The organism is Mesorhizobium maamorense (assembly GCF_044998965.1).
Taxonomy (GTDB): Bacteria; Pseudomonadota; Alphaproteobacteria; order Rhizobiales; family Rhizobiaceae; genus Mesorhizobium.
The window spans coordinates 44412-71204 of the sequence record NZ_CP173356.1; the positions used below are offsets into that span (position 1 = coordinate 44412).

22 protein-coding genes and 2 pseudogenes are annotated in these 26793 nt (G+C 59.0%); 7 read left to right on the plus strand and 17 right to left on the minus strand.

Features of this window, described 5'->3' with window-relative positions; translation table 11 throughout:
- Nucleotide 1 precedes the first annotated feature (1 nt).
- On the minus strand, nucleotides 2-400 hold the full coding sequence (locus ACIU1A_RS00810) for a hypothetical protein (RefSeq protein ID WP_404926296.1): 399 nt from the start codon (nucleotides 398-400) through the stop codon (nucleotides 2-4).
- 81 nt (nucleotides 401-481) lie between these two features.
- Here ACIU1A_RS00810 and ACIU1A_RS00815 point away from each other — a divergent pair.
- From ACIU1A_RS00815 to ACIU1A_RS00835, 5 genes are all read left to right on the plus strand, one after another.
- Nucleotides 482-1671 (plus strand): IS3 family transposase gene (locus ACIU1A_RS00815; RefSeq protein WP_404924977.1). Its coding sequence is split into 2 segments (ribosomal slippage): nucleotides 482-740 and nucleotides 740-1671, totalling 1191 coding nucleotides; the frame shifts between segments, so codons are not numbered across the junction.
- 839 nt (nucleotides 1672-2510) lie between these two features.
- Nucleotides 2511-3407 (plus strand): hypothetical protein, encoded by an 897-nt coding sequence (locus ACIU1A_RS00820; protein ID WP_404926297.1) that lies wholly within the window; start codon nucleotides 2511-2513, stop codon nucleotides 3405-3407.
- 56 nt (nucleotides 3408-3463) lie between these two features.
- Nucleotides 3464-5491, plus strand: a complete 2028-nt coding sequence (locus ACIU1A_RS00825; protein ID WP_404926298.1) for a D-Ala-D-Ala carboxypeptidase family metallohydrolase — start codon at nucleotides 3464-3466, stop codon at nucleotides 5489-5491.
- Nucleotides 5492-5506: 15 nt separating this feature from the next.
- Nucleotides 5507-6370 carry a hypothetical protein gene (locus ACIU1A_RS00830; protein WP_404926299.1) on the plus strand — a complete coding sequence of 288 codons (864 nt, stop codon included), beginning with the start codon at nucleotides 5507-5509 and terminating at the stop codon, nucleotides 6368-6370.
- A gap of 567 nt (nucleotides 6371-6937) precedes the next feature.
- A complete protein-coding gene (locus tag ACIU1A_RS00835; RefSeq protein WP_404926300.1) occupies nucleotides 6938-7084 on the plus strand; it encodes a hypothetical protein in 147 nt (48 codons plus the stop codon).
- Nucleotides 7085-7454: 370 nt separating this feature from the next.
- Here the strand turns inward: ACIU1A_RS00835 and ACIU1A_RS00840 are convergent, their stop codons facing one another.
- The gene (locus tag ACIU1A_RS00840; RefSeq protein ID WP_404926301.1) at nucleotides 7455-8030 is read right to left on the minus strand and encodes a site-specific integrase; all 576 of its coding nucleotides are present in this window, start codon (nucleotides 8028-8030) and stop codon (nucleotides 7455-7457) included.
- A gap of 84 nt (nucleotides 8031-8114) precedes the next feature.
- Here ACIU1A_RS00840 and ACIU1A_RS00845 point away from each other — a divergent pair.
- Nucleotides 8115-8442, plus strand: a pseudogene (locus tag ACIU1A_RS00845) (sugar O-acetyltransferase); the annotation flags it as partial.
- A 318-nt stretch (nucleotides 8443-8760) separates the two neighbouring features.
- Here the strand turns inward: ACIU1A_RS00845 and ACIU1A_RS00850 are convergent.
- From ACIU1A_RS00850 to ACIU1A_RS00920, 15 genes and pseudogenes are all read right to left on the minus strand, one after another.
- Complete coding sequence (locus ACIU1A_RS00850; protein WP_404926302.1) at nucleotides 8761-10665, minus strand: ABC transporter ATP-binding protein; 1905 nt, start codon at nucleotides 10663-10665, stop codon at nucleotides 8761-8763.
- A 12-nt stretch (nucleotides 10666-10677) separates the two neighbouring features.
- The gene (locus tag ACIU1A_RS00855) at nucleotides 10678-12507 is read right to left on the minus strand and encodes an ABC transporter ATP-binding protein (protein WP_404926303.1); all 1830 of its coding nucleotides are present in this window, start codon (nucleotides 12505-12507) and stop codon (nucleotides 10678-10680) included.
- Nucleotides 12508-12599: 92 nt separating this feature from the next.
- Nucleotides 12600-13484, minus strand: a complete 885-nt coding sequence (locus ACIU1A_RS00860) for an SIR2 family NAD-dependent protein deacylase (protein WP_404926304.1) — start codon at nucleotides 13482-13484, stop codon at nucleotides 12600-12602.
- 38 nt (nucleotides 13485-13522) lie between these two features.
- Nucleotides 13523-13735: a putative nitrogen fixation protein NifT gene (gene nifT, locus ACIU1A_RS00865; RefSeq protein ID WP_404926305.1), complete on the minus strand. Its 213-nt coding sequence runs from the start codon at nucleotides 13733-13735 to the stop codon at nucleotides 13523-13525.
- Nucleotides 13732-14052: a nitrogen fixation protein NifZ gene (locus tag ACIU1A_RS00870; protein WP_404926306.1), complete on the minus strand. Its 321-nt coding sequence runs from the start codon at nucleotides 14050-14052 to the stop codon at nucleotides 13732-13734. Before ACIU1A_RS00870 ends, nifT begins: the two co-directional genes overlap by 4 nt.
- A gap of 84 nt (nucleotides 14053-14136) precedes the next feature.
- Nucleotides 14137-14331, minus strand: a complete 195-nt coding sequence (locus ACIU1A_RS00875; RefSeq protein WP_404926307.1) for a 4Fe-4S dicluster domain-containing protein — start codon at nucleotides 14329-14331, stop codon at nucleotides 14137-14139.
- Nucleotides 14332-14362: 31 nt separating this feature from the next.
- Nucleotides 14363-15844 carry a nitrogenase cofactor biosynthesis protein NifB gene (nifB, locus tag ACIU1A_RS00880; protein WP_404926308.1) on the minus strand — a complete coding sequence of 494 codons (1482 nt, stop codon included), beginning with the start codon at nucleotides 15842-15844 and terminating at the stop codon, nucleotides 14363-14365.
- 490 nt (nucleotides 15845-16334) lie between these two features.
- A complete protein-coding gene (nifA, locus tag ACIU1A_RS00885; RefSeq protein WP_404926309.1) occupies nucleotides 16335-18086 on the minus strand; it encodes a nif-specific transcriptional activator NifA in 1752 nt (583 codons plus the stop codon).
- 168 nt (nucleotides 18087-18254) lie between these two features.
- Complete coding sequence (locus ACIU1A_RS00890) at nucleotides 18255-18554, minus strand: ferredoxin family protein (RefSeq protein ID WP_404926310.1); 300 nt, start codon at nucleotides 18552-18554, stop codon at nucleotides 18255-18257.
- A gap of 12 nt (nucleotides 18555-18566) precedes the next feature.
- Nucleotides 18567-19873 (minus strand): annotated as a pseudogene (locus ACIU1A_RS00895) (FAD-dependent oxidoreductase).
- Nucleotides 19874-19885: 12 nt separating this feature from the next.
- Nucleotides 19886-20995: an electron transfer flavoprotein subunit alpha/FixB family protein gene (locus ACIU1A_RS00900; protein ID WP_404926311.1), complete on the minus strand. Its 1110-nt coding sequence runs from the start codon at nucleotides 20993-20995 to the stop codon at nucleotides 19886-19888.
- Nucleotides 20996-21012: 17 nt separating this feature from the next.
- Nucleotides 21013-21861 carry an electron transfer flavoprotein subunit beta/FixA family protein gene (locus tag ACIU1A_RS00905; protein ID WP_404926312.1) on the minus strand — a complete coding sequence of 283 codons (849 nt, stop codon included), beginning with the start codon at nucleotides 21859-21861 and terminating at the stop codon, nucleotides 21013-21015.
- A 179-nt stretch (nucleotides 21862-22040) separates the two neighbouring features.
- The gene (gene nifW / locus ACIU1A_RS00910; RefSeq protein WP_404926313.1) at nucleotides 22041-22418 is read right to left on the minus strand and encodes a nitrogenase stabilizing/protective protein NifW; all 378 of its coding nucleotides are present in this window, start codon (nucleotides 22416-22418) and stop codon (nucleotides 22041-22043) included.
- A 584-nt stretch (nucleotides 22419-23002) separates the two neighbouring features.
- Nucleotides 23003-24220, minus strand: coding sequence for a cysteine desulfurase NifS (gene nifS / locus ACIU1A_RS00915; RefSeq protein WP_404926314.1), 1218 nt, complete (start codon nucleotides 24218-24220; stop codon nucleotides 23003-23005).
- Nucleotides 24221-24387: 167 nt separating this feature from the next.
- A complete protein-coding gene (locus tag ACIU1A_RS00920; protein WP_404926315.1) occupies nucleotides 24388-24708 on the minus strand; it encodes an iron-sulfur cluster assembly accessory protein in 321 nt (106 codons plus the stop codon).
- A gap of 310 nt (nucleotides 24709-25018) precedes the next feature.
- On the opposite strand from ACIU1A_RS00920, the gene ACIU1A_RS00925 reads away from it, so the two are divergent.
- Complete coding sequence (locus ACIU1A_RS00925; RefSeq protein ID WP_404926316.1) at nucleotides 25019-26080, plus strand: hemin-degrading factor; 1062 nt, start codon at nucleotides 25019-25021, stop codon at nucleotides 26078-26080.
- The last annotated feature ends 713 nt before the right edge of the window (nucleotides 26081-26793 follow it).

Below are 26793 nucleotides of genomic sequence, written 5' to 3' on the forward strand. Positions count from 1 at the left end.
CCTAATTCGCCCAACTTAGAAAGAGTTCTCGGGCGCTAGCGTCCCTCTCCATAAGGTCGATCAGCCTCTTGAAGATCGACATGTTGCGATTGCAGAATCCCGACCGGGTTTTGAGGCCAACAAAGTCGCCCTGTGTTGCGGTATGGAACACTGGATCGGAGCCACAGAACGGTTCGTAAGCGCAGTCGGCGCACATCGGAGCGGACCCGGCAAAGGACTGCTCAATAGGATCGAGGAGAGCGTCAGACCCGAAAATCTCCGCGTACGTGTTTTCGTGGAGGTTCCCGAGCAGAAATGTCTTGTCGCCCATCTCAGCCAACATGCGCGCTTCGTCGGATGCGTAGACGCTGGCGTCATAGTTATAGACAACGGCGGAGATACCGATGCCTGCCGGGCTCATCAGGTCCACATATCCCGTGACGTTGCCCCTTTGGCTTAATCCGGTTTGAAGTTCGCTCTGGCCCAACGCGAGGACCAGAGAATGAAGCGCAGCCGTTTCAGTGAAGAGCAGATCATCGGGATTTTGAAGGAGCATGAGGCCGGAGTTTCGGTGGCCGATCTGTGCCGCAAGCACGGGGTCAGCGACGCCAGCATCTACAAATGGAAGGCGAAGTATAGCGGCATGGACGTGTCGGAAGCGAAGCGGCTGAAGACGCTGGAGGATGAGAACGCTCGTCTGAAGCGGCTCCTGGCGGACGCCATGCTCGACAATGCCGCTTTGAAAGATCTTCTCGGAAAAAAATGGTGACGCCCGCTGCCGAGCGAGAGGCTGTCGCGCATCTTCGAACGGCATTCGAGATGAGCGAGCGGCGGGCGTGCAAGACCATCGGCTGCTGTCGGATGACGGTTCGCCACAAGGCGAGCCGTGGCGACGATGGTGACCTGCGGGAGCGGATGAAGGCGATCGCGCATGAGCGCCGGCGCTTCGGCTATCGCCGCCTGCACGTGCTGCTGCGGCGGGAAGGTTATGTGGTCAATCACAAGCGTCTGTTCCGGCTCTATCGCGAGGAGAGGCTTGCCGTTCGGCGCCGTGGCGGCCGCAAGCGAGCCATTGGAACGCGGGCACCGATGATGGTCCCCGTTGCACCCAACGACCGTTGGTCACTGGACTTCGTGTCGGATCAGCTGACCGATGGCCGTCGCTTCCGGATATTGACCGTCGTCGACGACTGCACGCGCGAGTGCCTGGGGTTGGTCGCGGATACGTCTCTGTCCGGCGTGAGGGTTGCCCGCGAACTCGATCGGCTCGTGATCGAACGCGGCAAGCCGAAGATGGTGGTCAGTGACAATGGCAGCGAACTGACCAGCAATGCGATCCTTGCCTGGGCCGATGCAAGCCGCGTGGACTGGCATTATATCGCGCCGGGCAAGCCAATGCAGAACGGCTTCATCGAGAGCTTCAACGGTCGCCTCCGTGACGAACTGCTGAACGAGACGCTGTTCACCTCATTGGCACAGGCTCGCGCGGTCTTGGCCAGTTGGCGGACAGATTACAACTTCAATCGCCCACATTCGCGGCTCGGATGGCAGACCCCCTTCGAGTTCGCCCACACCTTCACCCCGCGACGGGACACAGCGCTGCGCACCGTGATCAGCTCCGCGCCTGTGCCCGTCGCTCAAACCGCCCAACAGGGCAACATAGATCGCCGGAGCGAACTCAGGATTGGATAAAACTTGGGGGCAACGTCAGTTCCGACGCAGTTTCGGCTTGCACTTCACCTGCCTTGTCTCCAGATTTCCTATCTGATGCCATCCATGAGCAGCATCACCTTTGACTACGGGTAGCTGTCGCGAGCCTCATGCCAGACATGCTCCGAGCGAAAGTTCAGGCACGCTGCGTCGTACGGCGGCTCCGGTCCGTTCATGGGATATGGACTTTGATGGAACTGCTTGCTGGCTCTCGTCGCGAAACGGACAAGGGGCAGCAAGTCGGCGGTCCACGATCGGCTGAATCGACATTTAATGCCTGGAAGAATTCGATGAGAAGAGGACTCCTACCTTTCGAGTTGTCAACTAGGCGAAAACGGCCGCTGTGCCTCGTCTGTGCCGACGGTGGAAATCGAGGGATTTTCAAGCCATGCAAGCGATATCGGCCTATGCTATGAGGCTACCTACCAACCTTGCTGCTTGATGAAGTAGCATCTGTAGCTATACATCGCTCACTTCCTGCGGTCGCGGATACCTTTGCTTTCGGGCGGGATGACCACCACCTCCGACAATTCCAACAATTGGCTGAATTCTGCAAAAAGGGATTGCCTGGCTGGAACGGAATGGTGTGGCGGTTCAGACGTAAAATAGTAAGCAAACTCCAACATGGTATTGTATGCGTTGATATTTTCGATATTTGCAACGTGCTTATCCAGGTCGGCAGTCTCGTAAAACCTAGCTATTTTGGAGACGCCTTGTCACCAAGTTTAGTTTTTCTCATGGACAAGTTTCAAAATTGGAGATTAGAGTGAAAAGTTGTCGCGCGAAGACGCGAATTTCGTATCGTCCCGTTGGGGGGAACGATGGGGCTCCAGTTTTATCTGCGGCTATGCGCCGCTGCGTATTGGGTGCTGTGCGCAGTGCTTCTCAGCGGCTGCGTCAGTAGTCAAGGTACGGCAGAATTCGAGTCCTATCGAGCAGCGACGTTAAAGTTATCTGAAACGTCGACTTTGATACTCGATCAACACGCGGTTCAAGAACGTGCACTGTTTTTGAAACCAGAGTCAAAGCAACTAGCCCTCAAATTCGATCCTGACTTGGCAAGTTATTATACGGATACCGTTGACCCGCCCGCTACACGTGCCTTCAGGAACGCCTTCCAAGCGGTTATTGCCTACAATGATTTGCTTTACGGTCTATCCTCCGGGCAAACAGCCGACGCGCTAACCGCTAAGATCGGTACATTGAACTCGTCGCTGGCGAACTCCATCCGAAGCGCCGATTTTCTGTCGAGCTCAACGCTGCCTCAACGAGTCGCCATTTCCGCTGGTCTCCAGACGGCGTTCTTCCAAGTTCGGCCCCTCTTGAGAGCGGGATTGGGATTGAGGTCAAGGCAGAGATTTCGCGAATACCTGATCGCATTCTACCCAGCGACAAGGAACCTGTTGGTCGGCCTTCGGCAGAGTACCAGCAATATGTTTTTGATACTGAACGCCCCCGAATTGAACAGAATTCGCGCAAGCGCAACAGGGCAGCCAAGCAAAGAAGACCTCGAACACATCGTGACCTACCGGCGGCTCTTGGCCAACTGGGTTATCCTTATTGATGCAGCTATCGACGGCTTGGATGCCGCCAAGAGGTCTATTGATGCACCTGCTAGCCCGGCGGATGTTGTTGGAGGGCTCACGACAGCAACTGAAGAACTGAATGCCGCCTCGCTCGCTGCTCGGCGAGATCTGGCGGCTTTGGCCGCAAAATGACTGGTTGGGTGGGGAAGAGCAAAGAATGTTTGTCGGTGCGTCGGTGGGAGGAGTAGATGGACCAAATAATAGCGCAAATTGAGGAAGCGCGGGTACGGCTCCGAGCGGCTTTTAGCGCCGCCGCCGGGAAACAAGATGTCCAGCAAGGCATCCAGAGTTCACTGCAAGAGTTAGCGGACTTGCAGGGACAGGTGGAACTCGCGGCGGTGATGAATGCTGCGGCAAACGTAAGGACCCTGACCGGTATTCTCGACAAGGCAATAGCTGTCGTTCGCTACGACATTTCCGGCTTCCTGGTCGAGGACCTCAAAACGTTGCGCCAACGCGTCAGCGGTGCCTCCGCTCCAGCAGGCGAAGTTGTCCCTCCCCAACCGCCTGCAGCCGGCGGAACGCCGCCTGCCCCAGGTGGGACGGCGCCTGCCGCAGCCATTCCGCCTGCAGCCGGCGGAACGCTGCCGGCTCCTGGCGGCAATGGACCGGTCGCAGCGCCTCCTATCGTCACGCCACCCGACGTCGGGCCCTCTCCAACAGCAAACCCAGACAGGCCGGTCATCAGTCTGTCACCACCTGGGCTTCGGCGCGTAAACGGCCCGGTGATCATGGCCATCCAACTCGCGCTCGTACGCAACGGCCAGGCGATAGACCCTGACGGTGATTTCGGGAGTATCACGGCGGGAGCATTACAGCGCTGGCAAGCTGCAAATGGCCTCCCTCAGACAAATAATGTCACCGAAAGTGAGTGGGTAAGGCTGACCGGTTGTCCGGTACCGTCCCTGTTCGATGTGTGCCTCGGAGTGACGTCCGATTTTGAGGGCACAAAATTCGACAGAGTGGTGGGGAACTTCGACGATCAAGGGCTCACTTTTGGGCTGATCGGATTCACCCTGGTCAACGGCGAATTGAAAGCGCTCTTGACTAGGATTGAGACACTTAAGCCAGGCAGTGTCGCCATCGCCTTCGGTGCCCTCTATCCCGAATTGATGACGGTTCTGGACCTGCCAGGACCTCAGAAACAGCAGTGGGCAAATACTGTTTCGTTCGGGCCCAATCGCATGGAAGTGGCAGAGCCCTGGAAGAAGGCTTTCCTTAGGATAGGGAGCTTCCCGCACGCGCGACGGGCTCAGATGGAACGTGCTCGGTCGGTGTACTGGGAGAAAGCACTCGGCCATCTGGACAGCTTTGAGCCCGCAGGCAAACCGCGGACCGATTTCGACGCGGCGTTCTGGTACGATACGGCGGTTCAAAACAGCCTTAGCTCGAACGAAACGCAACTCTTAAGCACGGCCGGCGCCAGCAGCCTCACCGGATCCGCCCTAAGAGAGCGCTTCGCGCAGGTCATCGCCGACGGCAGTCTGGACAGGTGGAGGGATGATGTACTCACAAGAAAGCGCACTTTCGTGGGCGGGACGGGAACGGTTCACGGCTCCGCCTATGATTTAGGCGCTTGGGGCCTGGCTGATAGGTCAATAAGCACTGCGGATCTCAACGCGGCATCCTCGATCATTGATCTTGTCGCATCGGGAACGTCAGGCTGGAATGAGGTAACGCTCGGACCGGATGAGGAGGCGAGCGAAGCCGCGGCCGTCGAAGGGACCGCATCGGCGCCGGTCGTGGTTGGGACCAGTCCCCATTCGGCTTGGGCGCTCTATCCAAAGTTTGTCAGCTTTATCGATGGGCTAGGCCTCAGAAGCATCACTGCTGACGAGATTCTCTTTCAGGGAGGGCAAAATCAGTCCGGCCCGTGCCAGGGCCTCAATACCTATCCACCTGAAGAACTCTGGTCAAACATCGCACCGACCGCAGCCATCGTCGATAAATTGCGAAGCGATCTGGCGCAGCCAGTTCATCTTTTGAGCATTTATCGCTCTCCGGCTTACAACTCCTGTATTCAGGGCAGTGCGGCCCATAGCCAGCACATGCAGTATAGGGCAATCGACTTTGTGATGGATGGTGGAAATCCTATTTCATGGAGCGCCAAACTTAAGAGTTATCGCGCAAGCGGGATGTTTAAAGGAGGGATAGGCGTATACAAAACATTCGTCCATGTCGACACGCGCGGATATAACGCGGATTGGACCGGCTGATGGGAAAATATCGATATGAATAAGTTTTCGAAGATAGTCGGAATCGGTATGCTCATCGTCTTCTTCGCTTTGATGTCACTCATCTATTTTGTGGGAGAATGGAAGGTGACAGACTCAATTGCGTTGCCTGCTTTGGCGATCACCGGCATCATGGTGCTTCTCGCCTCCCTCGCTCTTGTCGCAGTGACGTTTTCCTACATGGGGATAGGTGACAAAACGCAGGCACTGGCGCTCCCTGAAGGGTCGGTAAGGGCCGTTATAGCTTTGTGCTTGTTGGTACTCTTTGCGATACTCTCCATCTATCTGTACGGAAAACTGGCGAACCCGTTGCCCATCCAGTCGCTAGCTGAGCTGACGGCGAGCGACAAAGATAACTTGATCAAGAGTCTATCACCGGGTGACGTGGTGAGTGTTGCCGGATCGGATGCCAAGGGGTTTACGGTCTATGTGCGGCAGTCTGTTCGCCCCGAAAGCATTGATTTTGCTAAGCAGATTCTCGTGATGCTCGGAACACTCGTTGCGTCGATTTCAAGCTTCTATTTTGGGTCCCGAACAGCCGAAGCCTCCGTATCGAAGGTGATGGGAGTACCTTTGGCAGATGCACAGCCGAGTGTGAGCTCAGTCTCACCTACCTCTATCGTGCGATCGACCGTCGCAAAATCGTTGCTCATCTTCGGCCAGAACCTAGGCGGTGTTCAGAATGTAAGTTTGGTCAATGGAACTGCCGTCATCAGGGCTTCGGGTGTTACCGCGACTCCTGGTGGCGTCATCTGTGACGTGAAAGTAGGTGCCGACGCGGCAGTAGGAGCCTGGTCCGTCAGTTTGGCCGACACAACGGGTAAGACCTTCATGGCAAGTCAGACGATAGCAGTTACTTGAACCGAAAGCTTCTACCGGAGCTGGCTTGACCTTGCGCCATGAGACGCCGAAACGGTCAGGTTTTCCGAGGTCGCGGCCATTTCATTGCCGAAGCCAAACGCGAATACTGCACTTCCCGCAGCTAAAATGTCAGACGCAACGAAGACCATCGTGGTGATCGCGGGCAGCGGCGTTGCTGACACGTTTGAGAGCAGCTGAAGCGACAGTGACTATGCAAGTGCACTGAACACGCCGGCCAGTACCAACGCTGGCCATGCGGCAAGAACGGACTGCTCTGCACGCTCGACCAACCTCTTGGTCCAATTGGAGGGCCTACTCCCGTCCATCTGACTCTCTCCATCAGGTCTGAGAAGGTCGTGTCGGAATCGAAACGGCTTTCCACTGTTACGGCGTGGGCAAAACCCAAACCTCAACCGAGCCCTCATCCCGCTGATCTGCATGTCGGCAGGCAGATTGCGATCGTTTACGTCCAGTCGGACGTATCGCTAGCCCAGCTTGCCCGATCCATAGGCATCAGCTTCAGCAGTTCCAGAAATACGAGACCGCGAGAAATCTTGTCAGCGCTCCATGCTCTACGAGATCGCCAAAACCTTGGGCGTTCCTGTCAGCCGCTTCTTCGAAGGTCTGCCGGGCAACAACGAAACTGGCACCCAAATCTTGGCCTTGCCGGTCCAGGAGCGCATAGACTTCGTCTCAAGCGCGGAAGGCGCCTGATCGAGAGGCTGACGCAGCTGCCTCAACGGGTGCGCGGCCGCGTGGCGACTTTGATCTCCGCATTGGGGGACGAACTGGCAGTCATCGTCGCACACCAGTACAACGCGAAAGCCGTGAGAGCCTGCGCCGGCCGAACGCAAGACGGCTTGAGCCGGCAGGGTAGTTCCGCCGGCGAATCTGCTTCGCTCGACACACTGTGCCGTTCCGAAATAGCGCTTCGCCCATAGTGCGATTTTGGCGCCGGCTGCCGCCATTCGTCTAAAACCGGCTGAATTCCGAAAATCAAGCCGGTTATCGCCTCGCGTAAGAGCCCAAGAAGCTCAGAAAGTTTTGGCTGGCCACTGCAATCAACACGAAGGCGACCAGCGCGTTACGCAGCACGGTTCGCCAGCACTGCGTGAAGCATTTCCGGCCTGAGGTGCGTATAGCGCCGCAACATCTTCCAATCCTTGTGCCCTGTAACCAGCGCTACCTGTTCGATCGTCAAGCCAGCCTCAAAAAGGCGGCTCGTGCCTTCGTGCCGCAAATCATAAAAATGAAGGTCTTGGGTGCCAAGGTCAACGCACCCTCGACGGAAGGCGGTGCCGACTGACCTATGATTGAACGGGAAAATGCGATCATCGTCATTGCTTCGCTTTGCGCGCTGCTCCTCAACAACGGCCCATGCGTCGTATCCAGTCGCCGCGAATAGCGGAATGCGCTGATTGTTGCCTTTCTTATTGCGTGGATCTTTGCGCACGCGGATGAGAAGCATCCGCGTGCGAAAATCCAGGTCGGACCAACGCGCCTTGCAAATTTCCTCCTGACGTATCGCGGTTGCAACGGCGAAACGTATAAGGCGGCCAACCGGCGCTCTCTGAAGAGGGTTTTTCGTGTGCGCTCCGTGTGCACTGAGATGTCGAAACGTGGCGAAAAGGGTCGTATTCTGGCGTAAATTCGTGTGCACTAGGCAGGTTTTAACGATTTGATGTTAAAGAAAAAATGCTGAAAAATCAAGATCATAGAGTGGCCTTGGCCCCGAGGATGGACTGGACGGACTGCGGATCATTGGCGTAGGCTCTTGTCCGAGCGGCTCGGAGAAGTTGAACCGGGAGTGGTCATCCGTGCGCCTTTTCTGCGATTGAGGTTTGAATTCCATCGAGGCCAACGTCTACCTCAACTTCGACTGGCGTCATCCTTGACGTGGCAAAGGGTGAGAATTGGTAAGGGGACGGCAATTGGCTCTACCGTGCAGATCTATACAGCCAATCATCATCAACGTGATCCGTGCAGCGATAGTCTGGGATGCAGATCGGCCGTCCTGTTCGAGTCGTGCCTGGATCGGCGATGGAGCAATCATTCTGCCGGGCGTCACGATTGCAGCGTGTCACTCGCGATGTTCCCGTCGCCCTGGAGCCACATGCGGAGGACGAGCGCGGGTGAGTTTGTCGAGGAGGCGTGGAAAGCGTTTATCGAGATGGGCGAGCGCAATCCTCGAACAGGGCCACGCGCACATAGAGCACGAAACGTTCGAGCCCTACTGCTTGCCGGCCGAAGGCGCCGGCCAGCCACGGCTTGCCGGTTCCGGTCTCGCTGCTGGTGATCAGGTTCCCATCCGGGATTTAGCGCAATCGCTGTCCGTGCTGTCGCCCGTGCCCCTGAACGAGGGGACGGTCAGATACGGCTCGCAATGAGCATCAGGTACGAGAGGCGGCTTGTCGGGACGGATCGGCTTCCTCTTCGGGGATGTCGTCGAATGACGAGTAGTTCAGATTGTACAGTTTGGAATAGAGCCCGCCCATAGCGATCAGTTTGTCATGGTTGCCGGTCTCAATAACCTGGCCGTTCTGAAGCACGATGATGCGATCGGCACCACGGATTGTGGCGAGACGGTGAGCGATGACAAGCGCTGTCCGGCCTTCAAGAAGTTTTCTGAGAGCCTTCTGGATCAGCATTTCCGTGTAGCTGTCGATGCTGGCGGTGGCCTCGTCAAGAACGAGGATCCTGGCGTTGGCGACGAGAGCGCGGGCGAAACTGACAAGCTGGCGCTGGCCGAGAGAAAGATTGCCGCCGCGTTCGCCGAGTTGAGTTTCATACCTGTCGGGAAGGCTCATGATGAAGTCGTGGGCTCCGACCACCTTGGCGGCCTCGATCACCTTCTCGCGCGTGACTTCCGTCTTGCGGTAGCGGATGTTCTCGAAAATCGTGCCGGTGAACAGAAACGGCTCCTGCAACACCATGGCGATCTGGTTGCCGAGCGATTCCTGTGTGAGATCGCGCACATCATGTCCGCCGACCAGCACCTGGCCTTGCTGAACATCATAGAAGCGGTGGACGAGGGACATCGCGCTTGATTTGCCAGAGCCGGTCGGCCCGACTAAGGCGACCGTCTCGCCGGGATTGACCTCGAAGGAGACATTTTTCAGCACCGGATCTTTGGGGTCGTAGCCGAACGTGACGTCCTTGAACTCGGCTGAGCAGGCCATTTCCGGCAAAAGGACACTCGCATCCCGTTTGTCCTGGATTTCGACCTTGACGTCGAGCACATCGGTCAGGCGCTTGCCGGAGGCCATGGCGCGCTGCATGACCGAATACTGCAGGGTAAGTGAGCGAATTGGATCAAAGAAGCGTTGAATATAGAATATGTAGGCCACCAAAACGCCTACACCGACGCGGCCATTCATAATCATGGAGCCGCCGACCACAATGACGACGGCCATGGCGAGACCGGTGAGGCCATCGACGATCGGGACCATGACCTGTGCATACCTGGCAGCGGTCAGGTGAGTCCTGAGGTCGGCATGCGCCTTATCGTCATACAGTGCGAAGTTTACGCACTGGCGGTCCATGGACTGGACGGTGCGCACGCCTTGAATCGCTTCGGCCAACGCGCCGTTGACGACTGAATTGGTCTCTTGCGCAGCCATGAAGGCCTCGCGAGCACGCGGCAGCCACACGATGCGAATAACCAACAGGGCCGGCAACACCGAGAGCGTCAGAAAGCCGAGGCTAAAGTTGACCGACAGCATCACGAAGATGATGCCGAAGAGAAGCGCAATGTCGCCCACGGAGTAGATCGAGTTTTCGAGAAATTCGTGGATAGAGTTGACGTCGCCCTGAAGGCGAGACATCAGGCGTCCTACCTCGGTCTTGTCCATGAAGGAGAGCGATACCTTCTGCAGATGGGCAAACATGGCGCGGCGGATGTCGAAGAGGACGTTCTCAGCCATTTTCCCTACTACGGTTTCCTGCGCGTAGGCCGCGCCGAAATTAACCAGAATGGCGAGCGCAAAGACGCCGGCGGCCTCAAGCAGCACGAAGCCATCAACGCCAGCCGGAGTTATAGCCTGGTCAATGGCGGAGCGGATGATCAGCGGGATGAGAAGCTGCGTGCCGGTGAAGGTCAGCAATGCGGCAACCGAAAGGAAGGCCATAGCCCGGTAAGGACGAACGAAGGCCCAGATACGGCGAACGATATTCTTGTCGAAAGCCCTGCCGAACATCTCCTCCTCGATGCGATGGGAGCCGACGACCGCGTGCGGGGGGCGTCTGCCGCTATCATCCGGTTCGATTTCGAGTTGGCTGGCGTGCCGCTTGGTCATCAGGACGCACCCCTACTCATGGCGCAACTGAAGATCATAAAGCGCTTTGTAGCGTCCTCGCTTGGCCAAAAGCTCTTGATGGGTGCCACGTTCCACGATCTCGCCATTGTCAATAAACAGAATCCTGTCGGCGTGCTTGAGCGAACTCAGCCGGTGAGCGATGATGATCGTCACCCTGTCCTTCGCGAAGCGCCGTATCGCCGCGCGGATGCGCTGCTCGGTGCCAGCGTCAATCGCGGCCGTCGAGTCGTCGAAAATGACGATTGATGGGCGCAAGATCATCGCGCGAGCTATGGTCAGACGCTGACGCTGCCCACCAGAGAGAGATCCACCACGTTCGCCGACGACCGTCTTGTAGCCGGCGGGCAGGCCGAGGATGTAATTGTGCAACTGGGCGGATTCGCTAGCGCGCTCAATCCGCTGTTCCTTCGCCCAAGGGTCGCCATATGCGATGTTGTTCTCGATCGTGGTGGTGAACAAAAACGCATCCTGCTGTACGATGGCGACGGCCTTGCGAAGCGTAGCCAGGGTGACCCCGCGGATGTCCTGCCCGTCAAGCATGATGGCGCCCCCGGTGACGTCGTAAAAGCGAGGGATAAGGTGAACCATTGTCGTTTTGCCCGAACCCGGCGGACCCACGATCGCGATCGTCTCGCCCCTGTGGGCGCTAAAAGTGATGTTCTTCAGAATGACGCGGTTTCCGGTGCCAGGATATGCAAACGAGACATTGTCGAAGCGCAGGGTGCCTTCGCAGATCTCGAGCGGTCTTGCACCGGAAGCATCCCTGATCGTGATGTCCTGGTCGAGCAGACCGAAGACGCGCGAACCGCAAGTGTAAGCGCGGGCGAAACCGTTCACCATCAGTCCGATCTGGCGGACGGGCATTTGCAGGATCGTCATGAACGTCAGGAACGTCGTGAGCGTTCCAACGCTGATCTGGCCGGCAATGAGCTTATTGCAGCCGATCCAGAGGACCAGCCCCATGGCAACAAAGAAGGCCAGGGTCATTGCCGACGTATTGGGGACGTAGACGTCAACCTGCTCGTTGGCGAGTTCGAGCGCATTTCTCGAGGCGATGTCGAACTTCGCCATTTCATAAGCTTGTGCCGAAAAAGCGCGGACAACGCGGATGCCCGCGAGATTTTCCTCCATCACGCGGCCCAAGACGGAAAGCCGCTCCTGCAGGTCGAGCCAGATGGTGCGTAGCTTGAGCTGTGTGACCGATGACCGCCAGGCCACGAAAGGCATGAAGCTCAGCGCGACGAGGCCGAGCACCGGGTCGGTAGAGATCATCATGCAGGCGCCGATCCCGATCAGCATAATGAGCATAAGCAACCGAACCAGAGCGGTGGAAAAATACACCCGCACGCCGTCGAGATCGAGGATGCCGAGAGTGATCAGGTCGCCTGAATGCACCCGGTCGTGAAAGGAAAAGCTCAGGCGCTGGACTTTCTCATAACAAGCCAGTCGCAGTTCGTATGCGGCGTGGTGCCCGACGGCTTCGGCAAAATAGTTCTGCGCCATCGTGAAGAGGCCGCGTAGCATACTGGCTGCGAGCAGCAGGAGAGCCAGGGTCCAGAGCGTTTGTTCTGCAGCCGCCCCCGTCACACCGGCCCCGATGACGACCTGGGTTTGGTCGACAGCCCGGCCGAGAAGCTGGGGAACCAGCAACTGCAGGATTACCGCTATCACCGTCGAACCGATAGCTAGCGCGACCTGCCACGGGTGCCTCAAATTGATGCGCGTGATGCGCAGTAGTGTGCTCAAGCCCCGACCCCACCCGGCCGCTTTCACATGGGCGGACGATTTGAGAAAGGTCGTGCCAACGGCGTCACTGCCCACAGAATGTCCCCAACTGAATTTTGCGCCTTCGGAAGCGAGCCGGTCGACTCACATCAAAGACGACCTCCATGTTGATCCTGGCCACCATCGGCTCAGGACGCTGATCCGGCGAGTTGCGCCACGGCTTCGCTCGCTGGCATGTCGATCACCGTGATTCCGCTTGCCGCAAGGAAACGCGCTTCGTTTCTTGTCAGCGTTTGCCCATCCATGATCGCGTAACGGGGCCCTTCCGAGCGCTTCATGATCTGCCTGGCGTAGGTGCGCAGCATCTGATCATTGAAGCGGCAGCCGACGAAGAAGAACCCCCGGTGGATGCGTCGTTCCTTGACCACGTCAGGAATGGGCGTCTGGATATCGATTTCAGTCAGGGCTTCGACATAATCGGAATCGGCGATGAGGAAATTTGCGGCCGGTCTGATACTGCCATGAGGCGCATAGAGAACCGTCTTTGTCGCTGCTCCGGGCTCGAGCTCTGTTCCGAACAAGTCGTAGGTTCTGGTCCAAAGGTCGCGAATTTCGTTCGCGCGGGTGACGCCTTGTATCTCGGCGACGTCGGTTCGGCCGGCCTCAGCCAGCGCCGCCCTCATGGTGCCTTCGTACCAGCTGTCTACGATGAGGGAGAGCGGGAGCTTTGCGAGCCAGTTGTGGAGGAGCGTCGGCGCCGTCGGCCCCGCGAATATATCTGCCATCCAGGCTTGAAGTGTGCGGCGATGCCGGCGCTGCTCGATGAATTGCGCGACCGACCACATATTGGTGCGGATCTTCGAGGGAGCCGGCGCTCGCGTCGTGAGTGCGGCGGCGACGGCCTCCGGGGTGCACGGTACTGGCGGCTCCGCTGAGCTTAGCCGCAGCAGACCCGGACCGAGATATGGGATCACGTGATCGGCAACGAGCGCTTGTCTGGCCAGCTCAAGCAGCTTTCGGGCGAAACTGTCCCGCACGACGACGAGGTGGCCCGAGGTCGGGATCGTGTTCATGCTCTTTTCCTCTTGACACCTCTCATTGAGGGACAGCATTAGTCCCCGCCCGGAAGCTTTCTTGCCTCGACGGTGATTGGCAGGCGCGTATGCGGCGGAAGATCGGGTAGCAGGAGCCGCCACCCGTTCCTGAGCGTTACGACCCCGCCCCAGAGGTCTTGGTTCTCGAACTTGATGATCGGCTCTTCGAGATCCTTTTTGGGGACATACGCCGACAACCCGGAATCAGTCCTGCGGATCATTACTTTCATCCGACCGTTCCTTGTTTGGCGTTTGCTTCCGCTCTGAGGGGAGGGGCGGGTTTGTCGAGGCTTGTCAATTCACGCGCCCGCATGCCGACCACCGTCCCACGGTCGATCCATTCGACCGCGTAGATGAAGAACTGCTGGAGAAACGTGCCAATGTCGCGCACATAACCCTCTTCGCCCTTGCGCACGAGATTTTCGCCGATTTCCCTGCCAGGGTAGGTGCCGTCATTCTTGATGTGACGAGTGGCACGGACCCGCTCTCCCGGCTGAAATTGCGGAGGTCTGCGGATTTCCACCTCCTGTTCGCGTGCGAGCCACATTAGCGGTTCCTTGGTTCTCTGAGGCTACTGTGATTGATGACGCGCAGGCATCTGGGGCAGCCACTTGTGGGGTACCCAGTGGACTCAGGCAGGAATGCAGGTATTCGGCACAGGACACACCGATGCACATTGCTGCGTGTCGAAAGCCCCCTCGCATTCGGTGCACTTCTGCAGCTCGACCACGTAGCTCTCGCCTTTGAACTTGATCGCACCCGACGGGCATTCGAATTCGCAGGCGCCGCATTGTGTGCATTGGGATGCGATGATCTTGAAAGCCATTTTGATTCCTGATTCGATTAATAAGATGGGTTCAGGCTGTCGCCGCGAGTGCCTGGACGCCGAACTCGGCGGCGTAAACCGCCGCGATTGCCGTTTCGATGTAGTCATGGCCGTAAGCGTCCGTTGCTCGGATACCGGCGGCCGCGAGCTGCTCCTTGGGGCGATCTCCAATTTTGACGCAAAGCACGACGTCTATGCCTTCCAGCGCAGCGGTGATCCGGTCGAGAGTGGCCTTCTCGCCCCAACCCCCGAGGCAATACTGCTCAACCGTACGGTGCCCGACAAAGTTGATCCCCCGCGTCGAGGCTTCATACACTTGGAATTCCTTGGCATGGCCGAAGTGTTCGTTGACGCGGCCGCCGCCTTTAGTCGCCACCCCGATGAGAAGGGACTTCCCGGAACTCGCTGTCTTCACCGCTCCGGCCGCTTCGCTTCTGGCCGCCAGGTGATCACGGCGTTCCTCGGCGACCAGCTCCCGATAGGCTTCACGCTTGCCGGCATCGTAGGTGAGCTCACCGGGGATTTGGCCCAACATGAATTCCTGGCCACGATCCTCACCTAGCAGGCCGACGGCATCTGCCCGGCACTGCCGGCAGTGGCGCATCAACTTGGCGCCGCCTTCGAGACGATCCTGAAGAGCCTTCATCTCCATTGCATTTGGGCCACGCTGCCCGATCAACCCGAAGTGCGTGCCGTGCGCCGGGTCCGAGATGAGAGGCATGACGTTGTGCAGGAACGCGCCACGCTGCTTGACCGACTTGTTCACCTCAATCAGGTGCTGGTCATTCACTCCAGGGATCATCACCGAATTGATTTTGGTGAGGATGCCGCGTGCGCTGAGCATCTCCAGGCCCAGCATCTGCCGCTCGTGCAGAATTCTGGCGGCTTCGATCCCGTAGTAGCGGCGGTGACCGTAAAAGATCCAGGGATAGATTTTTGCGCCTATTTCCGGATCGACCATGTTGATCGTGATCGTCACGTGATCGACATTCATGTCGGCAAGCTCGTCGACATGGTCCGGCAGTGCGAGCCCGTTCGTGGAGACGCAAAGCCTGAGGTCGGGGATTTCCCTGACGACGCGTTCGAACGTGGCCTTTGTCTTCTTCCAATCGTAGCAGGCATCGCCCGGTCCGGCGATGCCAAGCACGGAAAGCTGCGGCACTTCATTGGCAACCGCGATCACCTTTCGTACCGCCTGATCGGGCGTCAGCTTTTCCGAGACAACCCCGGGCCGGCTTTCGTTGGCGCAGTCATATTTACGATTGCAGTAGTTGCACTGGACATTGCAGGCCGGCGCGACGGCGACGTGCATGCGCGCAAAATAGTGGTGCGCCTCTTCCGAAAAGCACGGGTGATCCTTGATCTTGCTCCAGGTGACCAGATCCACATCGTCCGGCCTTGTCGACGACCCGCAGGAGGAAGATGCGCAGCCACCCGACTTCGCGCTCACCAGCAACCGTTCGGAGACCCTCGCGCCGGTCAGGCTCTCAGCTGAAATCACCGGTGCGGCCATTGAACGGCTCCGTTACGAGTTAACGTCGCGGTTCGAAGCGCAAGAGCAATGCCAACTGAAAAGGTGGCGCTAGCTCACGAATTGGCTTTGCGCGTCAGACATCATGGAGTTGCCGCGACATAGCTTTGTCGGACTCCTAACAGGGCGTGCTCAGAAGGTGAGGAAGACGACCCCGGCCGGAGATCAGGTCTAGATGATATAACGCGTCGACAGCTCAGCCGTCATCGCCCTCGGCACAACCGTCCCGACGTGTCTCCGACAAGGATGTCGCTCTGAGCGACCGCGACTTGGTTGTGAAGTTGCCACTGCTCATCTGGATCTGCATTGGTCCGGGTAAGGAGAGTCGGTGACTCCCGTTTACGATCGGCAAGACGCCGGAAAGGGTGGCTGGAGGCGCGACAGCATCACACGCCCGCGCAGCTTTGGCCCGGGCTCCGACACATTTTGGCGTAGCTGGCGCAGTGTTCTCGTTCTCCACCTCAATGAGACACTAGAATTTCTTCACCTCGATGCCGTGTCGGCGCAAAGCGTATCCGACCTGTCGCGGCGTGACGCCGAGGACACGGGCGGCCTTGGCCTGAACCCAGCCGACCTTCTCCATCGCGCCGATCAGCCGGTCGCGTTCCGTCAGGCGCGGGCCTATTTTAGGGAGAGCGGGATCGTTTGCAGGGGCAGCAGTATTGGGTCGCAAATTGTCCTGCGGGGCGCCGAAGCGCCCGGCCGGCATCGGCAATCCGGCGGGCATATTGGTTTGAAAGTGCTGGGTGCCGGTATTGCCGCTGTGCGAATGATCAGCTCTTTTCCAGAGGAGCCAAGATAGGCATTGGTTGTTGTTGCAGGCAAAATCCGATGGAGCGATTGTCCTTGAACGCGCCAGCGTTGCCGTCCTTTGCACGCAGTTCTCCAATTCGCGGACGTTACCCGGGAAGTAGCATTGCGAGATAAACTCGAGCGCCGACGGCGCGAAGGCGAGTTCGAGATGGTTCTCCTTGTTGAATCGTTCGAGGAAGGCGTTCGCAAGCCGAGGGATATCCCCCAGGCGCTCTCTGAGCGGAGGCAGGATGATTGGTACCACATTGATGCGATAATAAAGGTCGGCCCTGAAATCCCCGTTTACAACAGCCGACTCAAGATCCCTGTTGGTGGCGCATATGAGTCGCACGTCCACCTGCAGCGTCTTGGTGCCGCCAACACGCTCCAGTTCGCCTTCCTGCAAGACGCGTAACAGCTTGGCTTGGAAGGCAGGCGATATCTCGCCGATTTCGTCGAGTAGCAGCGTTCCCCCGTTTGCCAATTCAAAACGGCCGGCGCGCTGGGAAATTGCCCCTGTGAAGGCACCTTTTTCATGCCCGAACAGCTCCGACTCCAGAACGCTTTCCGACAGTGCGGCGCAGTTCAACTTGACGAAAGACTTCGTCCGCCGGCGCGAGAGCCTATGTATGGCTTGAGCGAAAAACTCCTTGCCGGTGCCGCTCTCGCCCCTCAGAAGCACAGTGGAATTCGTCCTTGCTACAATGGAGACGGTTTCGAGCACCTGCTTGAGTGCGGGGCTCTCCCCGATGATCCCATCTATCTTGACGGGCGCATGCGGGACGAGGTCGGTCCGGTCCTCATTGGACGAATTCTCCGCTGGCCAGTTCTCATCGACGCGCCGCTCACGATCCTTAGTCAAGCCGCGATGGAGGCGAATGGTGCGGCCGACGAGGTTGGCCACCATCGTCAGGAAGCAGATATCCTCATCGTAGCGGGACCCGTTCGCGCTGTCTCTTACGATCGCCAGCGTCCCAAGGACCCTGTCCTCAGCCTTAACCGGGACGCCGATAAAGGCCATCGGGAATGAATTGACACCATGACGTGTTTGAAGGTCGGTTTGAAACAACTCGGACGTGCTAAGGTCCGCGATGACGAGCCGCGTGCCCGTTGCGACGATTTGATTTATTGCGGCCTTTGGTATGATGGGGTGAGTGCCTGATGGGGCGCTGCCGGCACTCGCGGCGATCTCCGGCTCACCTTCAGAGTCGAGGACGAAGATTGCTCCATGACGCATTTGCACAAAGGACGCGAGAGTGTTCGCGACATTGGCCAGCGTAACCTCCAGTCGGGCGGGAGCCGTCAGCGCCTTTGATACCTCGTAGATCCCCCTGAGCCAGTCATCTGCTTCGAAAATCCGATCACTGGCTGGTTTGCGGAAGGTGTCTCGACGTCCTGCTTCGTTGACCCGATCCGGGGATATTTGAGCCATGGAAAGACCTCAGCGGTTGTGGTCCGGGTGCTCCTCCCAAGCGCCTTTTCATCAATTCAGGGAATCACCCGGTCGCACTTTGGCGAGATGGTACCGGCAAAAATGCGCGCTTTGTCGCGACTTCGGGAGTGCACAGCTGCACACCCACTGAGCCGGTGCCAAGGCCGATCATCCGAATTTGAAGAGGACGCCAAAGCCACCACGCGGATAGTTCCATTCGATCTCGCCGCTGGCCTCGCACAAAACGCGGCAGGTGCCGCACTCCATGCAGCCATCGGGCGTTATTTCAACCTGGCCTTTGTCGTTCAGCTCATAGCATTTCGCGGGACAGACGTGGGTCAGCGCGAGCAGGCTTGAGCTCGGTTGTTCGTGCGCTCGCACCTTTATATGCGGGCGGCCGGGGTCCACCAAATAACGGTTCTGGTAAAGCTTGTCTTCGACACGTAACTTCGTCACCGGGTTGGTCATGTCGTCAGTGCCTCACCGCCACGCCAACGCTAAGCGAAGCGCGTCGCTGACCAGTCCCCAACGCGAGCGCGCCTTGATGAAGGCTGCCGTGGTCGCCTTTTCCTTCTCGATCTTTGGTGTGCCGTCGACGCGCATGAAATTCTGCGCAGCTTGCGACATCAACCTCGGGTACGTCGTGAAGAAAGTGGAGGCGTTGGTGTGGAGCAAAGCCGGCATGTCTTTGTATTTTCGAAGGTCTTTGACCACGAACGATTTGTCCAGCATTGCCTTGTAAAGGGCGAGGTTGCGTTTGGTCATAGGGTTGTTGCGTCTCTTGACCTGGATGATAGCCTCTGCCGCGATGCGGCCCGATGTCATGGCGAGATTGGAGCCCTCGCGGTGAACGGCGTTGTTCAATTGCGCGGCATCGCCGACAACGACCCAACCGTCGCCAAAGAGCTGCGGCATAGCTTTGTAACCACCTTCGGGAATGAGGTGCGCCGCATATTCTTTCACCTCCGAACCGGCAATCAGCGGCCGGACCGAAGGATGGTTTTTGAATGCGTCGAGGAGGGCATACGGGCTCTCCACCTTCGCGGCGAAATCCGAGACGAGGCAGCCGATGCCCAGTGAGATCGATTCCTTGTTGGTGTAAAGGAACCCGAGCCCGGCCATGCCGCGGGAGATCGTGCCGACCGACTCAATGACACAGCCTTCACCTCCTTTGACGCCGAATCGCTGCTCAATGACCTCTTCGGGCAGGAAATGCATTTCCTTAACTGCCAGCGCAACGGATTCCGGCTTCAGGATCTTGCGCAGGCCGCCCCGTGTGCCGAGCAGCCCGCAGACACCTTCTGCAAGGACAACCACGTCCGCGTAGATCACTCCACCGGCCCGATCCGTTCGGACTCGATCACCTTGCCCTTCGTGTCGCGGACGAGGTCCGTCACCGTGGTCTCGCACAGAACCGTCGCGCCTGCCTCCCGCACCCTGCGCGAAAACCATTTGTCGAACTGGGCGCGGATGATCGTATAGCGATTGGGCTTTACCTCGTTGAAGTCGTCCGATCGATAGTGAATCCCGGTGTGGGAGGTGTCATCCATAACCCACAATCGCTGTTCAACCAGATGCCGTTCGAGAGGTGCATCATCGCGGAAATCCGGGATGATCTTCTCCAACATGCTCGCATACATGATGGCGCCCTGGACATTCTTAGAGCCCGGATATTCACCTCGCTCCAACTGGAGCACCTTCAAGCCGTCGCTTGCCAAAGTATAGGCAGCTGCGTTCCCGGACATTCCGGCGCCGATGACAATGGCGTCGAACTCTTCCTTGATCATCTGCATAATGCGTTAGCTCGCAAGCTTGTCGCGACTGTGCGGTGACAGCCGACGGGTGAAGGCTTCGGTCAAAGCCGGTAGGAAGCGCACCGCATCGGTGACGATCCCGAGGTGAGCGAAATCGAAAATCGGCGCGTTCGGGTCGGTGTTGATGGCCACAATGAGATCGGCCCCCTCAACTCCAACGCGGTGCTGAATGGCGCCGGAAATGCCGGCGGCTATGTAGAGCTTCGGCCGGATTGTCTTGCCTGTTTGTCCGATCTGCCGATCTGCCGACATCCAGCCCTTTTGGACCAGCGGCCGCGAACAGCCGAATTCGGCGCCTATTACTCGCGCGAGACTCTTCACAAGCTGCAGGTTCTCCGCTCCGCCGAGACCGAGCCCTCCGGCAACCACCACATCCGCATAGCCGAGATTGGCGATGCCCGACTGGCTATCGGGAAGGAATCCCAGCACCTTGGTGACGATTTCATCCTCGGCTAGCGACAGCTTGTGCTGGATGACGCGCCCGATCGGTCTGTCCGCCCGCTGCGGCATGGCCATGACCCTCGGTCGCACCGTCGCCATCTGCGGCCTGTAGTTGAGTGTGTAGATCGTGCACAGCAAGGAACCGCCAAAAGTCGGGCGGGTCGCGGCGAGGGACCCGTCAGCATCCACGTCAAGTGCTGTGCAGTCGGCCGTTAGCCCTGTCAGCAAGGTGGTTGCGACGGACCCGGCGAGATCCCTGCCGAGGGTCGTGGCACCGAGAAGCAGGATCTCGGGTTTGTAAGTAGCAACCAGATCGGTCATCGCCTTGGTGAATGGCTCATTGCGATAATCGGCGAGCAGCGGCGCCTCAACGAAGTAGACGAGGTCGGCGCCATAGGCGAATGCCTCGGCGAGTGCGTTCCCGGTAGCTTCTCCCGGCGGTCCGAACACAGCACCCGCGAGCTGCACGCCAAGTTTGTCCGCCAGCTTGCGGCCCTCGCCAAGCAGTTCGAAAGATACTGGATGGACCTGCCCTCGTTCGAGCTCGATAAAAACCCAGACGTGCCGATAATCCCTGAAACGCTCAGGAAGCTCCTTCTTCATCCCGGCACGGCCGGGGGGCTGGCGAGGGGCGTCTGAGTTCGTGCTCGACATATGGTCTGCTCCTTGCCTCACGCGCTCTCGAAGGCGAGTTCCGGTTCCAGGGCCGGCTGGCGGGTGAAGATTGCAGCGATCAGTTCGTCGGCGACTTCCCGCGGCGTCTTCTCGGCGATCTCAATTTGCGCGGCCCTTTCCGAATGGGCGACAGGGGCAAAAACGCGTTTGACGACCGTCGGCGAGCCACGCAAGCCGCATTTGGTGAGATCTTCAATGCCGGCCTCGGCCGCGCTCCATTTCACAATCGGGCTGCGTGCGGCGCAAAGCGCGTCTTCGATCGAGCCCCGGCGCATCTCGTTTGTGCCTTCCAGCATGGTGATGAGGCAAGGCAGCCTGCTCTTCAGCTTCTGGGTGCCGCCCTCGCATCGACGCTCGACCGTGATCTCGCCTGCAGCAAAATCAATGGAGACGATTTTCGCGACATAGGTGAGTTGAATGAGATCGAGACGCTTGGCGATGCCGGGTCCGACTTGGGCGGTGTCGCCGTCGATCGTCTGTTTGCCCGTGAAGACCACGTCCGGCGTGCCGAACGTCTCGCCGATCTTCGCGATTGCCTGGGAAAGAGCAAAGGAGGTGGCCAGCGTGTCGGAACCGGCAAAATAGCGGTCGGTCAAAAGCACCGCGCGATCGGCGCCGTAGCCGAGCGCCTTGCGCAGGGAGTCCTCGGCCATGGGTGGGCCCATGGTGAGCACGGTGACCTCCCCGCCATAGGCGTCGCGCAGCCTGAGTGCTTCTTCCAGGGCGAACAGGTCGTAAGGGTTGATGATGGTCGGCACACCCTGGCGCATGATGGTGTTCGTCACCGGATGGACCCGTATCTGTGCCGAGTCCGGCACCTGCTTGATGCTGACCACGATGTGCATTGGCGTTCTCTAGCTGTTATCCCGATGTGGGCAGGCGGTGCCAGTTCTTGATTGCATCATTCGTGCCAAGTCTTTTGCGGGCGCCTATTCCTTGTAAGTTCCGTTGATCATTTCTGAGGGCCCCGGCTTCGATGTCCGAATTGTCGGCTTGTCGACATTGTCGCGTCGCAACTATGTCGTTATTCGCCGAAACGCTTCAGGATGGAGTCGAACGGAACGAATGTGCGGCCTGGCTTGTGAGGTTTGCTCGGATCGTGGTCTTTGAGCACCTTGAAAACCCGGTGCGTGAGCGGCGAGGAAGCCGCGAACTCCTCGTAGGCGCGTACCAGCATGGCGCGCACGCGCGCGGCAATCACCTGGTCGGGCAGCCCGGAGAAGTCTTCCTCGGCAAGGTATTGGCCCATACGCTTGAGGATATGCAGCCGTGAGACATTGAGCACCTTCGGGTCATACGAAACGCAAAGTACAACGAAGAACTCCTCCGCGGACGACAGGCCTTTCAGGCGCGTGAGGATGTTGGTGACGTCAATGGGTCTGCTGTCAGCGGAACAGTTCATTACAATCTCCCTTGTCGGAAACGGGTTTTGGCGCGTTCGTCGCGCATTGGACATGCAGCCCCGAAGCCCGCGGTTGATGAACGATGCAGCTCAGCCAGCGCGACAATCGCCTCGTCGATACAGCTGGCGTTCGGCGCCTGGCGCTCGGCCCGACCGAGGTCGCGCGAGGACCCGTGCGAAGAGGAGCTGGTGGCGCTGCTCTCGTCGCCCTGGTGGCCGCGCTTCCGAGCGTATGCTCGATCAGCTGCAGCGCTCCCTCGGCCGAGCCCGAGCCTGGTGGCAAGCTGACATCGATGGACGACGATTGAGGCGCTGACGCCGCTCTCGACCGATCCATGGCGATCCTGTGAGCTCATCCGGCTACCATGCCGTGAGCCGCACCGGGACATCCCAGCGACCACGGAGAAAATTGCTCGACCTCTTCAGTTCCCATGACCGGAGCGCCAACCTCGTGTCAGGCACACCGGCCGCCGTCAGCGCGCCTTCGGTCACCGTGTGGGAGAACCCACCGCAGTGTCGTCCCTGCCCGCCGGGTGCCTGATCGCCGTCGCGCAGGGGGATGTTCTTGAGAAAGAATTGACTGCTCACGAATGGACGCCGGTTCTTCCGCCGCTGAGACCTGGAATGCCTTGGAGATCTTCGGCGCTCCATCCATTCGACCCGGAACTGTGGGCGTGCCGCAGCCTCTCCACGATCGAAGGCAAGACCTCGAGCACCCGGTCCACGTCTCCTTGTCCGTTGTCACGCGCGAAAGAGAAGCGGACCGCCCCATGTGGCATTTTCATCGCCCTCAGCACATGGCTTGGCTCCGCACTGCCCGATGTGCACGCGGACCCCGAGGAACAGACGACACCCTCGCGATCCAGGAGATGCAGGATCCCATGGCCGCCCTCAATGTCCTCGAAGGCGATGTTTGCGGTGTTGGGCAAGCGCTCCAGAGGATCGCCGTTGACGACGCTGTTTGGGACACGCTGGACAAGCCCGTTCTCCAGCGTGTCGCGGAGCCACTTTATCCTCGCGGTCTCGTCATCCATTGATTTCAAGGCGAGTTCGGCGGCTACGCCGAGCCCGACTATGCCGGGCGTGTTTTCGGTGCCGGCGCGCCGATCGCTCTCTTGGTGCCCCCCCTTGATCAGCGGTTGGAACGGCACGCCGCGCTTGACGAAAAGTGCGCCGACCCCTTTTGGCCCGTGAAATTTATGGCTGGAGAGCGACAGCATGTCGATAGCGGTTGATTTCAGGTCGATCGAGAGTTTGCCGACTGCCTGCACGGCATCAGTGTGGAAAATCGCGCCGACTTCCTTAGCCAATTCGGCGAGCTTGGCGACGGGGAAGATCGTACCAGTTTCGTTGTTGGCCCACATGATCGAGACGACCGCCACGTTTGGGGTGAGCGCCGCCCGGTAAGCGTCGACGTTCAGCCGGCCATGGCGGTCCACCGGGATGCGGTGCACCTTAGCGCGGCGCGTCTCCTCAAGATGAGCGCACAGGGTCAGCACAGCCGGATGTTCGACAGCGGACGTCACGATCTCAGTTCGACAAGGCATGACCTCGAGCGCCGAAAGTATGGCCGCATTGTCGCTTTCCGTTCCACCCGAGGTGAAGGTGATCTCATCATCGAACTCCGCGCCGATCAGCGCCTGTAACTGACGCCGCGCCTTTGCCAACGCAGCGCCGGCAAAGGCACCAAACCCGTGGGCCGACGAAGGGTTGCCGAATTGATCGGTAAGGAACGGCAACATCGCCTTGACGACCGCGGGGTCGACCCGGGTCGTTGCGTTGTTGTCGAGATAGACTGTCATGGGTGGTCTCCAATCGAGCGGGACGATGTTAAGCGGGACTTGGTCTCATCGAGCCTGCGTCGTTGAGAGCGCGACGATCCCGAGTGGCGCAAGTGCTCCACAGGTTGGCCCGCACCGGGTGACGGCCAGCAAAGCTCGCTCGCGGCGTCCTCTCTCCTCCTTCGCGATCAGCCGAACGACTTACCGCAGGAGCACTTTTCTCGCGCGTTAGGATTGTCGAAAACAAAGCCGGAGGATTCGATACCCGTGACGAAGTCGACGGCCATGCCGGCGACATGCGGTTGGGAGCCGGCGTCCACGAACACCTTGATGCCATCTGTCTCGACAATGGCGTCGCCCTGGCGCGGGACGCTCTCCAGACCCAATGAATATTTGAAGCCGGAGCAGCCGCCGGCCTCGACCATGATCCGGAAGCCTTCTGCGGGCTCGCTAGCGGCGGACAGAGCGGTCTTGACGGCGGCAACGGCCTTGTCAGTGAGCGTGATCATGGCTCGCTTCCTCGATGCGGACGAATTGCGGATTATCGTGCATGGACCGTGCCAAAGGGAAAAAGCCGTTTTCGAACAGCGTGACATCCCCAACACGCCCAAAAATTCCGGTTTGGATCCGGTTCGGAATGCCGCAGAAGCGCAGAGCATCGACAGGTATTGTCGGATTTGTCGGGTCCGCCACACTTGGGCGGGCCCGAATTCCCCTCCGACCTGCAACCAAGGCAGGTTTCCGGGATGCTCCAAGGAATTGGTACGCCTTTTGAGGGCTAAGGCTCCGACCGACAAATGCGCAAAGCAGGGGTAATACATGCACCAGCGCGAGGAACCTTCCCCGGAGACCATCCGGCGTGCACGCGAAGACTGTCCCAGCATCCGTGGCCGCGATCTCGCCGCCAAACTGGGCATTTCGGAAGCGGAGCTCTACGCGGCACATTGCGGTTTTGGCGCGCTGCGCATCGAGCCGCGCGTCAATGATGTGCTTACCGGTCTTGAGGCCGTCGGCGAGGTGATGGCGCTGACCCGCAATGACAGCGCCGTGCATGAGAAGATTGGCGTCTACGACAAGGTGTTCACCGGCAACCATCGCGCCATGGTGCTCGGCAATGACATTGATTTGCGCATCTTCCCGAAGGTGTGGACGCATGGCTTTGCGGTGGAGACACGCGAAGCCGAGGAAATTCGCCGCGGGCTGCTGTTCTTCGATGCGGCAGGCGAGGCCGTGCACAAGGTGAATCTGAGACCGTCCTCAAACCTCCATGCCTATCGAAAACTGATAGACGAGCTCGAATCCCCCAACCAGGAGCCGATCATCTCGGTTAAGACGAAGTCGGCGGAAAAGGACGCAAAGAATCCGGACCAAGCCGCTACGGTCGATGACCTACGCGAGCACTGGAGTCAACTGAGCGACGTGCACCAGTTCTTCGGCATGCTGAAGGCGCTCAACCTCAGCCGCCGCCAGGCGGTGCGCATGGTCGGCGACGACTACGCCTGGCTGCTCGACCATGCTGCGCTTGCCTCCATGTTGCATCGTGCGGCCGAAGACGAGATGCCCATCCTGTGCTTCGTCGGCAATCGTGGCTGCATCCAGATCCATTCCGGCCCAATCAAGACGATCAAGCAGATCGGGCCTTGGATCAATGTGCTCGACAAGACCTTCCGCCTGCATCTCAAGACCCACCACATCCGCGAGGTATGGGCCGTGCGCAAGCCAACCAGGGACGGCCACCTCACGTCACTTGAAGCTTATGACGCCGACGGCAAGATGATCATCCAGTTCTTCGGGATGCGCGAGGAAGGCGCACCCGAGCGCGACGACTGGCGGTTACTGGCCGAGAACCTGCCGCGCGTTTCCCGTTCAACCGCTGCTTGAGGCAACACCGATGCATGTTGCTTTCCGTTCTCGGGCGGCGTGCGGGCCGCTCCTTTGGACTTTGCTGACCATAGCTGTGCCCGCGGAGGCCAACCAGGGCACAGCTGCTATCTGCGCCCCACCGCCGACCGCCTCGAGCGTAGACTCCCCAGGAGCGCTTCCGCGCTTATCGAGGATCGCCGCCATTGTTGCGGTGAGTCCCAACCCGAACCCGGCAGTAAAGTTGCTCAATGCAGGCAAACGCGTCCGTTGGCCGCCGGCGGGTTTGGTGTCAGTCAATCGTCCGAGATTACCGCCATACGGCTGCTGGCGGGAAAAATTGGTCCAGGTGAAGTCGATTGGCGGCACCGTAAAAATTCCAGAGGACGGGCTCCACAAAGGCATCCTCGAATTCTCCACCGGGGGCGGGCGCCCGCCGTCTAATACCAAGGAAGCTCGCGTGCTACTTGAATGTAAAGCGCTGTCGCGGCCCAAGGCGCATCAATGACCCTATCGCATGCTGTTCGGCGCTATCCGCAGCACGGCTACATTCTTGCCACGAACAGCAGCACGAGCAAAGATCGGGCTGATGGTGCGACCAGGGCGGGTCGAAGATTTCTCCGATTACCAGCAGATCTCGGCGAGGGCGATCGCCATCGCAGGCCAATGGTGCTCATGTACGCGGACCAGTATGGGGCTGCCGATCCCCGGGTTGAGCTGTTTGCAGCGCCTGA